This window comes from Bacillus sp. AR8-1, assembly GCF_008042345.1.
Taxonomy (GTDB): Bacteria; Bacillota; Bacilli; order Bacillales; family Bacillaceae_G; genus Bacillus_A; species Bacillus_A cereus.
In genome coordinates this window covers 295,335-311,079 of sequence record NZ_QNUB01000016.1, presented here as the reverse complement: position 1 = coordinate 311,079, position 15,745 = coordinate 295,335, and the positions used below count along the sequence as shown (strand labels likewise).

The window sequence follows — 15,745 nt, the reverse complement described above, 5'->3', positions numbered from 1 at the left end:
CTTTAATCCAGTTAAATCACAAAAAGCACCGTTGTGAGTGCTTCTTGTAATCTAATATTTAGGCCCCATGTAATCATAACTTTGATCTAGCGCTTTTAATAAATCAATCGCACCCTTTAACTCTCTTTTATCAGACTCTAATTCTTCCATTCTTCTTTCAATATCTTTTTTAAAAGATTCTAAATCGCTAATGGCTTTTTTCCCTACTCCAAGTTGAGACCAGCTTGATAAGAGTAAATCATGTACAGTACTTACCACTCTTTTATTATGGTTTAAATCTTGAATCATATGGTCAAATTGTTGTAAAGCTTGGCTCAATGCTTCTTCATTTAAGTAAATTCTCGGCATCTTAATCTTCTCCCTTAATATTGTTGATCCGTCTTCTTATAATCCTCGGCTTTCTTCTCAATAAAATCTGAAATTTCCGTTGCTGTTCGTATGTACCAAAAACTTAAATGCTCTACATGTGCACGTATATTATTTACTTTAGCTTCTACCCGTCTACTTTCAGCCGTTTCTAATAATGTCATCATATTAGAAATTAACCTCGGTACTCTATCTTGAAATTCTTGCGCGTTTCGCTTCATATCTCTTACGGCCTTTTCCAAATTCTCTACAACTACACGAATCTCTCCCCCGCCTAATAACGCGCCCGGTGAATCATAAACTCTTTCATTCGTGTCTACATTTAACAAGTATTTATTTGATAAAGACCCATTCTCTCCAAATCGGAAGTTCTGATCTGTTTGATAATGATAACCAGGGCCACTTATTGAATTCAAAAATCGAGCAACATCCATCCCAAGCTTTTGCTGTAATGATAGCTTTGACATTTCTTCTTTCGAAATTGGTGGGGTTACCGCATAAGTCGATCCTATATGACTTTCATATGCACCAAATGGTCCATAACCAATTGAATCATTTCCGTGAACAACACTTACAATTCTATTATTAAACTCACCATTATTTGCTTTTTCTTGTAAATTAGGCGGTAACAAATGTTTTGCACTCGGCGCATTCCATGACATACATCTTACATTATCATTAGATGCCGCTGCATACTCCGCTAAAGCTCCCCCTAACGAATGACCCGTCGTATATATCTCTACATCATCCCTGTCCTTGTATGTATCCGTTACTTGTTTCATGACCCTTTCAGCTTGTTCGAATTGATTATGTGTTTCCCAGCGCTGATTCTCTTCATTCCAATATTTCTTTGAACCTTCATTCTCAGTCCCTGCTACAGGAGGTGCTGCTGGTTCATGAACACCTTCTCGTAATACAAAATGATTAGTATCTGTTTTTAAATCCTTCATACCTTCCCCTGGCTTCATCGGAATGCCTAAAGAGTTTTTCTCTATAATTTTATCCCCTTCTGTTCCTCGGAAAGCTACCATAACTTGCTTCTTCCCATCGACATCTCGTTCAAAGGCTACTGCATCCATTCCGGTTTGTTTGTCGTGGAATGTTTCACGGACCTTCCATGTTTGTAAAGTATCATCATTCGCATTATTCACTGTAATTTCATTTCTTAACTCTTTATCTGATTTATACGCATCTTTAGCCATTCGATAAAAGCTTAAATCTAACACTTCTTGTGTATTTTTGCTATCCAAAGTATTCCCTCCTCGGGATATTTAGTATATTCTAAATTATAGAACAACATTAACGGAGGGTAAACATGAGAATTAAAACCCTAAAATTTACCTTTTTTGTCTTTTTTATCTTTGTAAGTACAATAATTGGGGGATGTAATATGCAGGAAAATAATAAAGAAAAACAAATAGTAGATAAAGCAACAGAAAAAACAATTAATTACTTTAAAGAGAAACAAAATTTAGATGTAACTATTACTGATTACAGGTTCCCTTCTAATGATCTAGAATCAGTCTTCATAACTGGTCATATCAAAGATGATGAAAGCAAGGAATTCACTGCTACAATAGATTACAATAATAATTATAATGTTGGTTCTGTTTCAACGAATTTTTCTCTAAAAAAATAATACAATATGGATAAAAAAATGATGAAATAGCATTAAAAGAAAAAGCAAAAAAGATCGCAATCCAACATTTTAAAGAAGATAAAAAGCTAGGTGTCACAGTGACAAGAGTGGAATTCGTCCCCTCAGATTTTTGGGTGATTTTTGTATTAGGTCATGTAACAAATAATCCAAACCGTAAAATAACTGCAGATATAAATTATAAAAATAAGGTTGAAAGTATTAGTTATGATGACTGAAATTAATATGAAAATAAAGTATATTTTTGTTGGCCCTTTATATTAATTCCAATTATTTCATATGTATATAAAGGATGATATCAATATTCAATAAGCTCAACTTCTAACGTTAAAAATTTAGAAGCAATGTATCAAACTTTTGGGCACCTAACAATAAGGTGTCTATTTTTATTTTCAAAAGGAGCCCCTCAAATAATTCTTAAAAACCTAGATTGATTTGAACCTATTAAAACATTTTAAAGTTTCTCTTCTACAACATTTGATATATCCCTAACTTAGGAACCAATGATTGGAGGAGAATTATGTTGCATAAAAGATTGTTTTTTTATTTAGTTTTCATTATTACTACCTTAGGAGGCTGTAATAATGAAAATAATACCGAGGAAGAAATCATTAATAAAGCAAAAGAAGAAACCATTCAATATTTCAAAAAGACAGAGGGCTTAGATGTATCAATTACTGATCATGAATTTGGACCAAAAGACTTTCAAACTATCTCTATATCAGGCTATGTGACTAATGATAAAACGAAAGAATTTACTGCTTCAGTTGGATACGCAAATAATTATCATATCGGCGCTATTTCAACCACCAAAAATTTAGAGCTTAAAAACTAATAACCTTTTTACTTTAGAGTCCCGTTTTTTTATACCCAGCCACACCATATTCTGTGGATATACAATTTAGTTAAGAGGAATATAACGCAAAATTCATGGAGTGATTATTCGTGAAAAAATATGCTATACGATTATTCTTTATCTTTACACTTACCCTTTTAGGTGGATGTACGATAGATCAAAAGAATAAGGAACAACAAATAGTTAATAAAGCAACAGAAACTACAATTCAATATTTTAAAGAAAAAGAGAATTTAGAAGTGGCTATTACGAATCATAGATTTCCTTCTAATGATATCGAAACTATTTTTATAACTGGTCATATCAAAGATGATACAAATAAGAAATTTACTACTTCAATTGATTATAAGGATGATTATAATATCGGTTCTATCTCTACTACTAATTTCAGCCTAAAACACTGAAAAGACAATCTGAATTATACCTTCTTCTTTTGAAGTATTAATCATTAAAACAAAAAAGCATCCTAAATCACAAATTTAGGATGCTTTCTTTTTAATCCCTATTCAGCAACCGCATACGATAACAATTCATCGTTACTTCCCCAAGTCTTTGCAGTAATTGATAGTTCGCATACGCGCCGACTGGGGCACCGATTATGGGTACGAGCTGAAGCATTTTTGCTAAATCGATATAGTCTCGGTACTCTGTTTGGAACTTTTCCCAGTCCATATGATTTTCTTCTTCTGTATCCCATGTTTCGATTGCTTTCCATATTTCTTTTCGGTGGTCGTCACTTGAAAAGGCAAGCTGGAAAACGTGAAGGATAAAAAGGCGCTCTTCTTTGTCGCTCGTATCAAATCCGTACAATGTTGCTGCATCGAATAAAAATTTAATTTTAATGCCGAGTAAAAGCGGAAAGTCAGCAAGGCCAAGGAGAATACCACCCGCTCCCGTCCCAGCCCCTTCTGCCGCTGCTATTTTTTTGTACTCATCCATTTTTTTACGAACTTCGTCGTCACGTCTTTGCAGTGACCATGTCGTCTCTTTTAGCTTCGGCTTTATAAAGTTTGACCCGGCGCTGATCGTTTGCACCATCATCCGGATCGTCTCTGTTAGCACTTTTTGTACTTTCCCCGGAATGAGCTGTTGCACTTTCGTCTGCACTTTTTTGGAGAACCGTGTCATCATAGAAGAATCTTTCATGAATGTAGCTTTCCACTGCTCCAATTCTTTTATAACTTTCTCTTCGTATGTAATCATAGGTTCATTCCTTTCAATTTAAACGCTCAATGCGCTTCGCCCCGTATTGGTAAACAAAACCGATACTAAATAATATGCTTACGATAAGTAAAATTCCTGTCATCATGAAATCTTTCGTTGCTAGTGCAAATATAACTGTAAAGATTACGCTCCCGATGATTAGAATCGCATTTAATAAAGTAAGAAAATCTTTCTTCTTTTCATCTACCTTTACTGGATACAAATCAAGCCAAATTTTCATGCGGTGATGTTTCCATAAAGTTAATAGCTGATAGCCGATTAAGTATAGGAAGATAAAACTTACGATAAATCGCCCATATAAAAATGGAATGAAGTAAAGAATAACTCCTCCAAGAGCGAGCAAACGCACATATAATCCAAAATAGTTACCTGATCTTAAAAACGTTCTCGTATATAAGTATAAATATGTACGCTTTTCGCCGATTATCGAAAGAATGAAATCAAGCCATTTTCTACGTGATACTCTTTCTTTTAATGCTGGTACATCAACGAACATATTCGCAATTCGGTACAGCAGCATCATTTTCTTACCTTCTTCAGAAATTAAATACTCCCAGTTTAGCGGCTTTCCTTTTACCATTTGATGCATGATAGCAAGATATAACACCATGAGCAGAACGATTCCGCTAATAACAAGAACTGAAGTACGTTCTACAAGGAAATATACAAATAAACCGTTTAAGATAAAACGAATAAACCAATCAGCCCTTTGTATATTTTGATCTGTTAAAAATGACTTTTCCCACGCGACGAATAAATTCCACGCTTTTACAATGACAAATGCGAGGACAATCCATATGTAGCCAGCACCTGTTTGCTTCATTTGTTGGAAGTATAACGGAGCAAGCGCAGCTGCTACGATTGCGATTATGTATAACTGAATCATAAATGTAAAGAGAAATGCCTTTGTGAAATAAGGTTTTAATTTTTCTTCTACTGGCAGTAAGTAAACAAGATCTGCTTCTTTTAATAACGTTTGTATCGATCCGGCCGTTAATACGATTCCAAGCAACACTGCCATAACAAGCGCTGTCGGAAACGAAGGTGTTAACGTTTGTAACCATTGCTGGTAATAATACGCTCCTGCGCCGATGATAAATACAAAAATAAATTTCAAATGATCATTAAATACGTATTTACTATATGTACGAACTTCTTTTAGAAAGTGACGAAATCGTTCTTTCCATAATGCTGTGCTATTCATAGTCTTCTTCCTTCGTTAATGCAATATAAATATCATCTAACGTTGCACCCGGCATATTAAACTGTGATTGTAGTTCAGCTAATGTTCCCTTCGCTCTTACTTCACCTTGATGCAGAATAATGAACGAATCACAATAACGCTCTGCCGTCGCTAAAATATGTGTGCTCATTAAAATGCCGGCGCCACTCTTTTTCATTTGATCCATCATTTGAAGAAGTGATTGAATTGCTAACGGATCTAATCCAACGAAAGGTTCGTCTACTATGTAAAGAGATGGCTCAACTAAAAACGCGCTCATAATCATTACTTTTTGTTTCATCCCTTTTGAGAAATGAGATGGAAACCATTTTAAACGATTTTTCATGCGAAATTCATGTAATAGTTGTCCTACACGTTCTTCATATTGTTTTTCATCGACACCGTACGCCATCGCTGTTAGCTTCAAATGTTCTTCTAGCGTTAGCTCATCATATAATACAGGTGTTTCTGGGATGAACGAAAAACTAGAACGGTACGCTGTCATATCATCACGAATTGTTTTCCCATTAATTGTGACAGTTCCTTTTTTCGGTTCCATTAAACCGATAATATGTTTAATCGTCGTACTTTTACCAGCTCCATTTAAACCGATTAAGCCGACAAGTTCGCCTTTATTAACAGAGAACGAAACATCTTTTAATACAGGTCGTTTCGTATATCCTCCTGTAACATTTTCTACACGCAATAACTCGCTCATACGACACCACTTTCTTCATTAGTATTCATTCTATATTCATCTTACCAAAAATTATGCTGTACTACATAGTATCCATGTACTCAAAAAAAAATTTTAAATTTATTAGCATATATTTTCCCGAAAGCGGACATCATAATTAGTGAAGAAGGAACACATTGAAAAAGCAACCACCAATTGATGAGTACAACAACATAGTGAAGTCATCATGAAATGGGGTGTCCATGTTGGACAATGAAATTTACACATAACCAGATTATTTGTTTCATTTTCGAAACGGGGTGTCTCTGAAAGAGCATATACTGTTTTAAAAAATAAACAATTTCATTTTAAAAAAGATTGCAATTCATTTCACTTGAAAATGGGGTGTCTACGGCAGAAACTTTAGCCGATTTACCGTGCATTTCTTAAATAAATGAGGTGTCTGCGAAACGTAAATTACGATAATGCTTTTTCAATCCCTCTTCAGAAAACAGGAAGCTGAGTCAGCTTCCTGTTTTTCGTGTTTGTTCTCTTATGTAATTATGGTAAAATACGGCTAAGGATATTTGAAAGGATGAGATCAATGAATCATACAGCAGACAATTGTATTTTTTGTAAAATCATTGACGGGCAAATCCCTTGCTCAAAAGTATACGAAGATGAACATGTGCTTGCATTTTTAGATATTAGTCAAGTAACAAAAGGACATACTCTTGTTATTCCGAAAGTTCACAAACAAGACATTTTTGCGTTAACGCCAGAAATCGCATCACACATTTTTTCTGTCGTTCCAAAAATCGCAAATGCGATTAAAGCAGAGTTTAATCCAGTTGGCTTTAACCTACTTAACAATAACGGTGAAAAAGCTGGACAAACTGTGTTCCACTTCCACCTTCATTTAATTCCACGCTACGGTGAAAAAGATGGTTTCGGTGCTGTTTGGAAATCACACCAAAATGAATACACTATGGAAAATTTACAAAACATCGCAAGTACAATTGCAAATAGTGTGAAATAATGACACTATAAGAAGGCGTAATACATAACAAGCCACTTCCCTGAAGTCATCAAATTCCGCATGGCTTGTTTCTTCACTTAAAATGCTCAGGGATGATTGTTTGTGCATAGCACATATAAGAAAGATATGCATATTTTTTCACATCATGAATACGAACAAAAAATAAGGAGGTCTCCTTTTATGTCAAAAGCTAAATCCTTTATTACAGGTGTTATTTGCGGGGGAGCAGTTGCTGGACTAGCCGTTCTTTTCTCAACTCCTTCTTCTGGTAAAGACATGCGCGGCAAGTTAAAAGAAAAAGGAAATGATATTAAAAAGACTTTAGCTGATATTACAGCTGATACGAAATTATTAAAGCGTCAAATTGTTGAAACGGCTTCAGAAGGTAAAGAAGTGTTTCAAGAACTAAAAGATGACATGCAAGACACGCTTTCTAACTGGAAACAAGATATTTCTCAAAACAAGCGCCATATTGAGAAAGAAATTTTGGACATCCAAAAGTCAATTGAGAAACTACAAGAAGCTGTTCCAGAAAAAGCGTAAACAAATTCCTGCTTAGTTTTTTGCATATAACAAATATTTTTTATATAAATTGACCTTGACACGGCATATCGTATAGATATGCCGTGTTTTTATGCATTTACAATATATGTTATCAATTAACATGTAAGGACAACGCATGTATTCACGACTCATAAAACGCTTCCATAGTTATGCATGATTTGTATAGAATGTCATTTTGTTAAAAAATTTTCACAATTCTTACAAAAAGACTTTATTAATTTTTATTTTACTGGCATAATAGATAGTAATGAAAAAGAATGTTAAAGTGGGTGAGTAAATGAAAAGTGGAGAAAAAGATTACTCGGTAAAAGAAGCGATGATTTTCAGCCAACGCATTGCTCAATTATCGAAAGCGTTATGGAAATGTGTAGAGAAAGATTGGCAGCAGTGGATTAAACCTTACGATTTAAATATTAATGAACATCATATTTTAACAATCGCTTATCATTTAAAAGGGGCTTCTATTTCTGAGATTGCTAAGTTTGGAGTTATGCACGTATCAACGGCGTTTAACTTCTCGAAAAAGCTGGAAGAACGCGGCTATCTTGTATTCTCAAAAAAGGAAGATGATAAACGAAATACGTACATTGAAATTACAGACAAAGGGGAAGAATTACTACTTCGCTTAATGGAGGAGTATGATCCTGAAAATAATTCAGTGTTTAATGGGGCTCTTGCACTTCGTAATTTTTATGGGAAGTTCCCAGAAAATATCGAACTGATTGCAATCCTGCGTAATATTTACGGACAAGACTTTATCGATATTTTTGAGAAATCATTAGAAGATATTGAAGAGAACTTTACAGAATCCGATCAAAAGTTAGTTAAGAAATAATCTATTTATTTTTTCGCAATCATGCTTAAGAATTCATTCATAAGCGGCTTAAATAAACCTTGTTTTGCTAGCGCTTCCGCAGTTTCGTGTACTTCGAGCTGATGTGGAAGCGCTTTTTCAAATTGATTTAACAGCGCATCGAACAAAAGAAGCCCTTCAGCTTTCTCCACTACATATTGCTCGTTCAGTTTTTCACAAAGATTTAGTATACGTTCAATATCTTTTTTACGAGCTTTTTTCTTTATGATCAAAGAATAAAATGGACACTTCTCTTCATCAATCATTTTAAATAGTAGATCTACGTAGTATTCAGCTTGTTCTAATCTTCTAACAACGTCCATTTTCTCCCTCACTTTCTAACACAAAGTCTTCTATTTCTGAATTTTGTAACACGAACAAAATATCGTGTGATACAATATATGTATATGTATTTTAGCCAAAAGGAGGTCTCGCCTCATGACACTTATAACAGTTGTTTTTGTCGCATTCGCACTTCTTGTTATATTTTACACGAATTTCATGACACATACACTGTGTGAACGAAAACAAATAGCTGCGAGCCGCCAGCCCGGTGTCTTTCGGGTTATTAATGTATGTATAACAATTTTATTAATTTCTAGTTATATAGAAATTATATTTCATGGAAAGTGAGGAAGGAAAGCCCCTTCCTCACTTTTTTCCTCTATAAGCAAATTATACCTACAATAACCAATAAAATAAACAGTACAAGTAATAAAATAAGTTGAGAATTCATCCCCATCCCCTCCTCTATTCTGTATATGCGGCATACGCCCAATATGGCACACTTTCAAAATCTGACACGTACTGGTTAATTTTTCTTTATCAATATGAAAACGCGTCGAAATATGATATATTAAATTTTGTACATATTGCTTATACTATAGAACAAAACATTCATCAAAACTTTATCCTCAGCCACGGTAAGCCCTGTTAAGCGCGCTTTACCAATACAAAAAAGCAAAAGTATCAGTGAGACTTAATCGGGCTCTTATGAATTTAAAATTCATCGGTGTAGGATAAATTAAAAATACATAATAGTAGGAGTGTTTATCGAATGAAGAAAGCTATGCTTGCCTTAGCCGCAACAAGTGTAATCGCATTATCAGCATGTGGAACATCATCATCAGACAAAATCGTTACATCTAAAGCTGGTGACATTACAAAAGAAGAATTCTACGATCAAATGAAGACACAAGCTGGTAAACAAGTACTAAACAACATGGTTATGGAAAAAGTACTTATTAAAAACTACAAAGTTGAAGACAAAGATGTAGACAAAAAGTTCGATGAAATGAAAAAACAATACGGTGATCAATTCGATACCCTAATGAAACAACAAGGTATTAAAGAAGAAACTATAAAAAATAGTGTACGTGCTCAATTAGCTCAAGAAAAAGCGGTTGAACAATCGATTACTGATAAAGATGTAAAAGCAAAATTCGAGGATTATAAAAAAGAAATTAAAGCAAGTCATATCCTTGTAAAAGATGAGGAAACTGCTAAAAAAGTGAAAGATGAACTTGCTCAAGGTAAATCTTTCGAAGAATTAGCAAAACAATACTCTGAAGATACAGGTTCAAAAGAAAAAGGTGGCGACTTAGGATTCTTCGGACCAGGGAAAATGGTAAAAGAATTTGAAGAAGCAGCTCAAAAGTTGAAAAAAGATGAAGTAAGCGAACCTGTAAAAACACAATTTGGTTACCATATTATTAAAGTAACTGATAATCACGCAGATGCTACTTTCGATAAAGCAAAAGCTGATATTAAAAAATCACTAGCTCAAGAAAAAACGCAAGATGCTCAATTCATGAACGATCTTATGATGAAAGAAATCAAAAAAGCTGACGTAAAAGTTGACGATAAAGATTTAAAAGATCTTTTCAAAGAGCAAAAAGCTGACGATAAAAAAGACGAAAAGAAATAATGAAAAGCTCGGGCTTAGCCCGAGCTTTTTTATATCCCCTCTTCCAGGGGGAAATTGTGTACAGATTGGGTAAATGAAATTACATGATTGACTCTTCGATTCTATAGAAAGGATAACGTCTTTTTCATTTTATGGATAGTGTACAATCTTAGCTAGTTTTACACTATCTTCGTTACCGAAAGTTTATTTTGTCATTCGTTTAACTAAAACCACCTTTTATGCATTTCACTTAAAAACATTTCTGTGATTCTAAATCCTGAACTTTCCCCTATAATAGAGTCAATCCCACAATACGGACAAACTGCTGTGTTATCATCATCCCACCACTCTGTAATTTTTTCTGGATGGAAAATTTCTAAACAATAGAAACAACCACATATAACATCCTTTTCTAAGTGCTTTCTATTACGAGAACAAAAACGATGTGCTTCCTCAAAATATTTTCCCATCAGTATCCCCCTATTCCTGATTGTTTCTATACTTTACTTAGATTATCCTCGGCAAAATTGCAATTATTTCTTACAGAAAAACAAAAAACCCTTGATTCACAACGCGTGGAACCAAGGGTTTATCTCATCATTATTGATTAAATTAAGAAACTATGTTAAATTAGTACAGAAACACGTTTTCTAAAATACACAGAACGTATTTATCCGTATCTTAATTGTACAACAAAACCTTTCTTCAGTCAACCTCTATTTTTCACTTTTAAAGGAGTGCTTACGTATGAACAAAAAACTTGATCTAGAGCAAAAACGATTGGATACCGTAATCGAAACGATTACGCAGCAAATTGATAAGCTGGAAAACGAAACTGGCAGACGCCGGGCAGAAGTAATCAACATCCGTAAACACTTCTGGGATGACGTTAAAGTGAATACAGATACTTTTGATGATTACCTTGAAACAGTTATCAACTTAAGACAACAAGCTCAGTCACTAGCTGTTACACAAATCACCCATAAACACACCTTTAATCGACTTGCCGCGCTGCGACGCATGCAAAAAGCACCTTACTTCGGACGCATCGATTTTACTGAAGAAGGCGAACCTGCCGCAGAACAAATCTATATCGGTGTTTCTACCCTTACTGATGCAAGCGGAGAAAACTTTCTTATTTATGACTGGCGCGCCCCAATTTCAAGTGTTTATTACGACTATCCACCAGGACCGGCTGAATACAACACACCAGGCGGCGTAATTCGCGGTAATGTGGAGAAAAAATTACAATACATTATTCAAAATGGCGAGATTGATTCCATGTTCGATACGAGCCTCACAATCGGTGATGAAATTCTGCAACAAGCGCTCGGAAAAGGTACAAACAAACATATGCAGAGCATCGTCGCTACGATTCAGCGTGAGCAAAATGAAATTATCCGTCACGATGAAGGCCGACTCCTTATCGTTCAAGGAGCTGCTGGTAGTGGTAAAACATCAGCTGCCCTGCAGCGAATCGCCTACTTACTATATAAATATCGCGAATGGCTAAAAGCGGATCAAATTATTCTCTTTTCCCCTAACTCTATGTTCAATAGCTACGTTTCTAACGTACTACCTGAACTCGGTGAAGAAAATATGCAGCAAGTAACATTCCAAGAATATTTAAACCATAGACTAAGTAAGTCATTTGATGTGGAAGATCCTTACGAACAATTAGAATATATGCTAACTGAAACAAATAGCGCAAATTACAAAATTAGAAATGCCAGCATCCGATTTAAAGCATCCACTCAATTTTTCGAAATGATTAAAGCGTACAGACAATCTCTTGAAACTTCAGGCATGCTATTTAGAGGAATGAAATTTAGAGGGAAACTGATCGCCTCAGCTAAAGAAATTACAGAGCAATTTTACAATACTGACTCCTCCCTCCGCTTCCATAGTCGAATTGAGAAGTTAACGGATTGGCTAAATAAACAAATAGATGCACTTGAAAAAGCAGAACTGAAAAAGCCTTGGGTAGAAGAAGAAATTGAATTACTTAGTAAAGATGAATATCAAAAGGCTTATAAATACTTGCAGAAAAAAGGCGAGTTTGACGACAACTCTTTTAATGACTATGAGAAAGAAACGAAAGTCCTGGGACGTATGATTGTCCGCAAAAAATTGAAGCCGCTTCGTAAAGGCGTTCAAACACTGCGCTTCATCAATTTCACAGGAATCTATAAACAACTCTTCACAGACGCATCATGGGTTACTGGAGAAAAACCGAAAGAATGGGATGACATTTGCTCTCTAACGGTGAACATGCTTGATGAAGGAAAGCTATATTACGAGGATGCGACTCCATTTTTACTTTTAAAAGAATTAATTGAAGGCTTCCAAACGAACAGATCGATTAAACACGTACTCGTAGATGAAGCGCAAGATTATTCTCCGTTTCAGTTCGAGTTCTTAAAACGTCTCTTCCCTGCTGCAAGAATGACGGTACTCGGAGACTTTAACCAAGCGATATTTGCCCATGCGAGTGAGGCAGTGAATTTCAATACACTTACTAGCTTATACGGACCAGATGAAACGAACGGTATTAACTTAACTCGTAGCTACCGCTCAACAAAACCGATTATTGAATTTACACGTGCTCTCGTACCGGAAGGGAAGAACATTCACGCCTTTGAACGCGACGGCGAGAAACCTACAGTAACGAAAGTAGCTGATTACAGCGAACTGCACGAGCATATTACTACAAAAGTTACCGAACTACAAAAACAAAATCACAATACAATCGCAATTATATGTAAATCCGCAACTGAAAGCGCCGCTGCATACGAAGCACTCCGTCATATCGAGAATATTAAACTCGTGAAGAGTAACTCAGCCGAGTATGAGCAAGGTATTGTCGTGATCCCTGCTTATTTAGCGAAGGGTATTGAATTTGACGTTGTTATTATTTATGATGCTTCTGAAGATGTATACAGTGATGAGAGCGTACGTAGATTGTTCTACACTGCTTGTACGCGCGCGATGCATGAGTTGCAACTTTATAGTGTTGGCGAGGTTAGTCCTTTTGTGCTTGGGGCTGATTCGGATAGTTTTGAACTTATAACGAAAACACCTTGATAATCATCAAGGTGTTTTTCTCATTCTAAAAGGAATATCTTTACGTCGATATACACTTAACACAATTCCCATTATAAATGCATGAAACAGAGTTGGTATCAATCCGTAGCTAATAAAAGGTAATGATATAGAAACACGTGGTAATATCCCGAGGGTCATGCCAACGTTACAAATAAAATGGATTACAAAAAGAGTCACTCCGCCAACGAGAAGCAATTTACCATAACCATCATTTATTTTATAAGCTATGTTCATTATTCTTACTGCAAAAAGAGAAAGAATCACGACAAGAACTAGCGCAAGTACATATCCATAATAGTAAGTCAAACTTGCAAATACAAAATCAGTATGGGCAGCACGGATAGACTTTATATTTCCATATGTACCAAACCAACCTGCTGAAGACATTGCCTCTTGTAAACGTAAATCCCATTGATCATGCGCTGGATTTATAAATCCTAAAATTCTAGCTATCCGGTATTCTTTTACCGCAGACCAGGAAAATAGATCCCTAACAATAAAGGGTAAAATTGTAATGAGCCATGCCGTGTTCTTTCCTAACTTACTCCACCAAAGCATAACGAATACCATCGTAATATAGATGAAAATTGGTAAAAGAATTGATGTAGTTGAAAATAGATATAAAGAAAATACGTATAATATGAGAAGATGCATAAACTTTAACCTACTATTATTGAAAAAAGAAGCCCAAGCTAGAAAGAAGAATGGCATCGTCATTAAACAGTCAATTTTGATGGGGCCAATTTTTATTATTGCTTCCCCAATCACGTAATCAGTCGGAAAACATTTTATCATTAACAAGATAAGTACGCCAATTGTATAAAACAGCCACCCAAGTTTCTCTAATCTCCGATAATCAAGTAGCATCATGCCCATAGCTGTTACAACACCGAGAATAACAAATATCACCTTATTCATGAATAAGTCAGCATGTCCAAAAGTTATAATCGGCAAAAACCCTAGCCCCATCGCAGCCACTAATAAACCAATTAAAAACCAATCAACCTTTGGCTTATACAGTTTGTTAAGTTCTTCGCCAAGTTTGACCGGACTTCCCATTTGTTCAACAGCCTTATCTTCAGCAACTTCCTCACTTAATCCTTTATCCATCCACATATTCTTCGCCTGTTTTAAGTGAAAGTCTAGTTCCATCGCCACCAAATCCTTCGCTTCTTTTGATTTAATATGGTTCGTAACTTCTTTTAAAAAACGCTCCCCTTTTTTGTTCAATTTTTTCTCACTCCTGTACTAATCCTTTTAATATAAATCGTGCCTTCGTAGCATTCTTCTCTGCCTTTCGCAGCATCTTGTTTCCTTTATCATTTAATTGATAATATTTAGCTCCCGCATGATCCCAGCTAGATTGGATAAAGCGATTCTGTTCTAGACGATGCAATAAAGTGTATAGAGATCCTTCATCACCTTCGAATTTTTGAATTCCTCTCCCCCGCATTAACTGCATCAATTCATAACCTGTTTTTTCATTCATAATAAGTTGCAACACTGCTAAAAGGATGTCTTCTTCCTTTTCGGACGATTGATTGATTTTTTCGCGCACCCGCTTTTGGTGCTGATCAGAAAAACTCAAATGTTTAAACGTTGTGTTCTCCATTGATTTTCGCAAACCTTTTAATCGATCTTCCATTTGATTATTCCTCCAATCCTTTCTTCAAAAGCTCCTTTGCTTTTTTCAGTCTCGTTTTTATCGTGTTTTCCTTCACTTCTATTACCGTAGCAACCTCTTTAATTGATAATTCCTCATAATAAAATAGATAAATAACTTCTCGATATTTTATCGGTAAACTCATTACTGCAGAAGCCAGTTCACGATCCTCCGCATTTTGAATGACAGTTTGTTCCACACTTTCTTTTTGAATCTCCATATACGTAAAGTCATCCTCTGTCACGATAACTTTTTTGTTATACCAACTTTTTAAATAGTCCTTACAATGATTAATTGCAATTCTCCATAACCATGTTTTTAAATTCGAATTCCCTTTATATGTATGAAGAGATTTATAGCATTTCACAAATATATCTTGCGTTAAATCCTCCGCAATCTCTTTATTATTCACATACGAATACACAATCTGCAGGACTTCTTGTCCATACTTGTTCATTATTTCGTCGATAAGGTCCTCCTTATCTTCTATTTCAAACGCTTCTATCGTTAATTCATCCACATCATTTCCTGGTTTGAAATTCTTATAAAAATCTATAAATTGTTGGCGAACCAAGTCAAATGCCAACTACCGAAAAGGAATCTCACCTTTTTCC

The 15,745-nt window shown here is 35.2% G+C and carries 19 protein-coding genes; 9 read left to right on the top strand and 10 right to left on the bottom strand.

The genetic code is table 11. The features are described 5' to 3' along the window. Positions 1-51: 51 nt before the first annotated feature. Together DN400_RS11055 and DN400_RS11050 are read right to left on the bottom strand one after the other, a co-directional pair. Positions 52-348, bottom strand: a complete 297-nt coding sequence (locus DN400_RS11055; protein ID WP_002030222.1) for a hypothetical protein — start codon at positions 346-348, stop codon at positions 52-54. A gap of 14 nt (positions 349-362) precedes the next feature. Next, positions 363-1,568: a lipase family protein gene (locus tag DN400_RS11050; RefSeq protein WP_417901949.1), complete on the bottom strand. Its 1,206-nt coding sequence runs from the start codon at positions 1,566-1,568 to the stop codon at positions 363-365. 113 nt (positions 1,569-1,681) lie between these two features. Between DN400_RS11050 and DN400_RS11045 the strand changes: the two genes are divergently transcribed. From DN400_RS11045 to DN400_RS11035, 3 genes are all read left to right on the top strand, one after another. Beyond that, entirely contained in the window at positions 1,682-2,005 is a 324-nt protein-coding gene (locus DN400_RS11045; RefSeq protein ID WP_065228426.1) for a DUF1433 domain-containing protein, read from the top strand. 538 nt (positions 2,006-2,543) lie between these two features. Then, the gene (locus DN400_RS11040) at positions 2,544-2,858 is read left to right on the top strand and encodes a DUF1433 domain-containing protein (protein ID WP_061660181.1); all 315 of its coding nucleotides are present in this window, start codon (positions 2,544-2,546) and stop codon (positions 2,856-2,858) included. Between the two features lie 110 nt (positions 2,859-2,968). After that, on the top strand, positions 2,969-3,283 hold the full coding sequence (locus tag DN400_RS11035; protein WP_065228425.1) for a DUF1433 domain-containing protein: 315 nt from the start codon (positions 2,969-2,971) through the stop codon (positions 3,281-3,283). Between the two features lie 91 nt (positions 3,284-3,374). Here the strand turns inward: DN400_RS11035 and ecsC are convergent, their stop codons facing one another. From ecsC to ecsA, 3 genes are read right to left on the bottom strand one after another with little or no spacing between them, the layout of a single operon-like run. Beyond that, positions 3,375-4,082, bottom strand: a complete 708-nt coding sequence (gene ecsC / locus DN400_RS11030; RefSeq protein WP_065228424.1) for an ecs operon protein EcsC — start codon at positions 4,080-4,082, stop codon at positions 3,375-3,377. 13 nt (positions 4,083-4,095) lie between these two features. After that, complete coding sequence (gene ecsB, locus DN400_RS11025; protein ID WP_065228423.1) at positions 4,096-5,307, bottom strand: ABC transporter permease EcsB; 1,212 nt, start codon at positions 5,305-5,307, stop codon at positions 4,096-4,098. Further along, complete coding sequence (ecsA, locus tag DN400_RS11020; protein ID WP_001292597.1) at positions 5,300-6,043, bottom strand: ABC transporter ATP-binding protein EcsA; 744 nt, start codon at positions 6,041-6,043, stop codon at positions 5,300-5,302. Before ecsA ends, ecsB begins: the two co-directional genes overlap by 8 nt. A gap of 562 nt (positions 6,044-6,605) precedes the next feature. On the opposite strand from ecsA, the gene DN400_RS11015 reads away from it, so the two are divergent. The 3 genes from DN400_RS11015 (at position 6,606) to DN400_RS11005 (ending at position 8,439) form a co-directional block, all read left to right on the top strand. Beyond that, positions 6,606-7,040: an HIT family protein gene (locus DN400_RS11015; RefSeq protein WP_001016835.1), complete on the top strand. Its 435-nt coding sequence runs from the start codon at positions 6,606-6,608 to the stop codon at positions 7,038-7,040. A gap of 180 nt (positions 7,041-7,220) precedes the next feature. Further along, positions 7,221-7,583 carry a YtxH domain-containing protein gene (locus tag DN400_RS11010; protein WP_000030302.1) on the top strand — a complete coding sequence of 121 codons (363 nt, stop codon included), beginning with the start codon at positions 7,221-7,223 and terminating at the stop codon, positions 7,581-7,583. Positions 7,584-7,881: 298 nt separating this feature from the next. After that, complete coding sequence (locus DN400_RS11005) at positions 7,882-8,439, top strand: HTH-type transcriptional regulator Hpr (RefSeq protein ID WP_000834924.1); 558 nt, start codon at positions 7,882-7,884, stop codon at positions 8,437-8,439. A 5-nt stretch (positions 8,440-8,444) separates the two neighbouring features. On the opposite strand, the gene DN400_RS11000 is transcribed toward DN400_RS11005, so the two are convergent. Next, positions 8,445-8,780, bottom strand: coding sequence for a DUF1878 family protein (locus DN400_RS11000; RefSeq protein ID WP_000383657.1), 336 nt, complete (start codon positions 8,778-8,780; stop codon positions 8,445-8,447). A gap of 115 nt (positions 8,781-8,895) precedes the next feature. Here DN400_RS11000 and DN400_RS10995 point away from each other — a divergent pair, with 115 nt between their 5' ends. Beyond that, positions 8,896-9,090 (top strand): hypothetical protein, encoded by a 195-nt coding sequence (locus tag DN400_RS10995; protein WP_000172690.1) that lies wholly within the window; start codon positions 8,896-8,898, stop codon positions 9,088-9,090. 424 nt (positions 9,091-9,514) lie between these two features. Further along, entirely contained in the window at positions 9,515-10,384 is an 870-nt protein-coding gene (gene prsA, locus DN400_RS10985; RefSeq protein ID WP_065228422.1) for a peptidylprolyl isomerase PrsA, read from the top strand. Positions 10,385-10,587: 203 nt separating this feature from the next. Here prsA and DN400_RS10980 read toward each other — a convergent pair whose 3' ends face one another. Then, positions 10,588-10,833, bottom strand: coding sequence for a hypothetical protein (locus DN400_RS10980; protein ID WP_000521398.1), 246 nt, complete (start codon positions 10,831-10,833; stop codon positions 10,588-10,590). Positions 10,834-11,110: 277 nt separating this feature from the next. On the opposite strand from DN400_RS10980, the gene helD reads away from it, so the two are divergent. Beyond that, complete coding sequence (gene helD / locus DN400_RS10975; RefSeq protein ID WP_147801680.1) at positions 11,111-13,447, top strand: RNA polymerase recycling motor HelD; 2,337 nt, start codon at positions 11,111-11,113, stop codon at positions 13,445-13,447. Between the two features lie 6 nt (positions 13,448-13,453). Here helD and DN400_RS10970 read toward each other — a convergent pair whose 3' ends face one another. From DN400_RS10970 to DN400_RS10960, 3 genes are read right to left on the bottom strand one after another with little or no spacing between them, the layout of a single operon-like run. Next, entirely contained in the window at positions 13,454-14,698 is a 1,245-nt protein-coding gene (locus DN400_RS10970; protein WP_147801679.1) for an FtsW/RodA/SpoVE family cell cycle protein, read from the bottom strand. Positions 14,699-14,705: 7 nt separating this feature from the next. Further along, positions 14,706-15,113: a PadR family transcriptional regulator gene (locus DN400_RS10965; RefSeq protein WP_065228419.1), complete on the bottom strand. Its 408-nt coding sequence runs from the start codon at positions 15,111-15,113 to the stop codon at positions 14,706-14,708. Positions 15,114-15,117: 4 nt separating this feature from the next. Continuing rightward, entirely contained in the window at positions 15,118-15,651 is a 534-nt protein-coding gene (locus DN400_RS10960) for a sigma-70 family RNA polymerase sigma factor (RefSeq protein ID WP_065228474.1), read from the bottom strand. Positions 15,652-15,745: the final 94 nt, after the last annotated feature.